1 rRNA gene is annotated in these 1,163 nt (G+C 53.9%); it reads left to right on the forward strand.

Annotated features, from left to right (window positions below):
- A 23S ribosomal RNA gene (locus tag G3N94_RS41590) occupies positions 1-1,163 on the forward strand; the annotation flags it as partial.

The raw sequence follows: 1,163 nt of genomic DNA on the forward strand, positions 1-1,163 counted from the left end.
GTGTACGACAAGTAGGGCGGGACACGTGAAATCCTGTCTGAAGATGGGGGGACCATCCTCCAAGGCTAAATACTCGTGATCGACCGATAGTGAACCAGTACCGTGAGGGAAAGGCGAAAAGAACCCCGGGAGGGGAGTGAAATAGATCCTGAAACCGCATGCATACAAACAGTCGGAGCCTCGTAAGGGGTGACGGCGTACCTTTTGTATAATGGGTCAGCGACTTACGTTCAGTAGCAAGCTTAACCGTATAGGGCAGGCGTAGCGAAAGCGAGTCCGAATAGGGCGTTCAGTTGCTGGGCGTAGACCCGAAACCAAGTGATCTATCCATGGCCAGGATGAAGGTGCGGTAACACGTACTGGAGGTCCGAACCCACTAACGTTGAAAAGTTAGGGGATGAGCTGTGGATAGGGGTGAAAGGCTAAACAAACTTGGAAATAGCTGGTTCTCTCCGAAAACTATTTAGGTAGTGCCTCGTGTCTCACCTTCGGGGGTAGAGCACTGTCATGGTTGGGGGGTCTATTGCAGATTACCCCGCCATAGCAAACTCCGAATACCGAAGAGTGCAATCACGGGAGACAGACATCGGGTGCTAACGTCCGGTGTCAAGAGGGAAACAACCCAGACCGCCAGCTAAGGTCCCCAAATATAGCTAAGTGGGAAACGAAGTGGGAAGGCTAAAACAGTCAGGAGGTTGGCTTAGAAGCAGCCACCCTTTAAAGAAAGCGTAATAGCTCACTGATCGAGTCGTCCTGCGCGGAAGATGTAACGGGGCTAAGCTATATACCGAAGCTGCGGATGCGTGCTTGCACGCATGGTAGGAGAGCGTTCCGTAAGCCTGCGAAGGTGCGTTGAAAAGCGTGCTGGAGGTATCGGAAGTGCGAATGCTGACATGAGTAGCGATAAAGGGGGTGAAAGGCCCCCTCGCCGTAAGCCCAAGGTTTCCTACGCAACGTTCATCGGCGTAGGGTGAGTCGGCCCCTAAGGCGAGGCAGAAATGCGTAGCTGATGGGAAGCAGGTCAATATTCCTGCACCATTGTTAGATGCGATGGGGGGACGGATCGCGGAAGGTTGTCCGGGTGTTGGAAGTCCCGGTCGCTGCATTGGAGAAGGCGCTTAGGCAAATCCGGGCGCGGAATTCAAGGGTGTGGCGCGAGCTCC

The organism is Burkholderia sp. Ac-20353 (genome assembly GCF_017104785.1).
GTDB lineage: Bacteria > Pseudomonadota > Gammaproteobacteria > Burkholderiales > Burkholderiaceae > Burkholderia.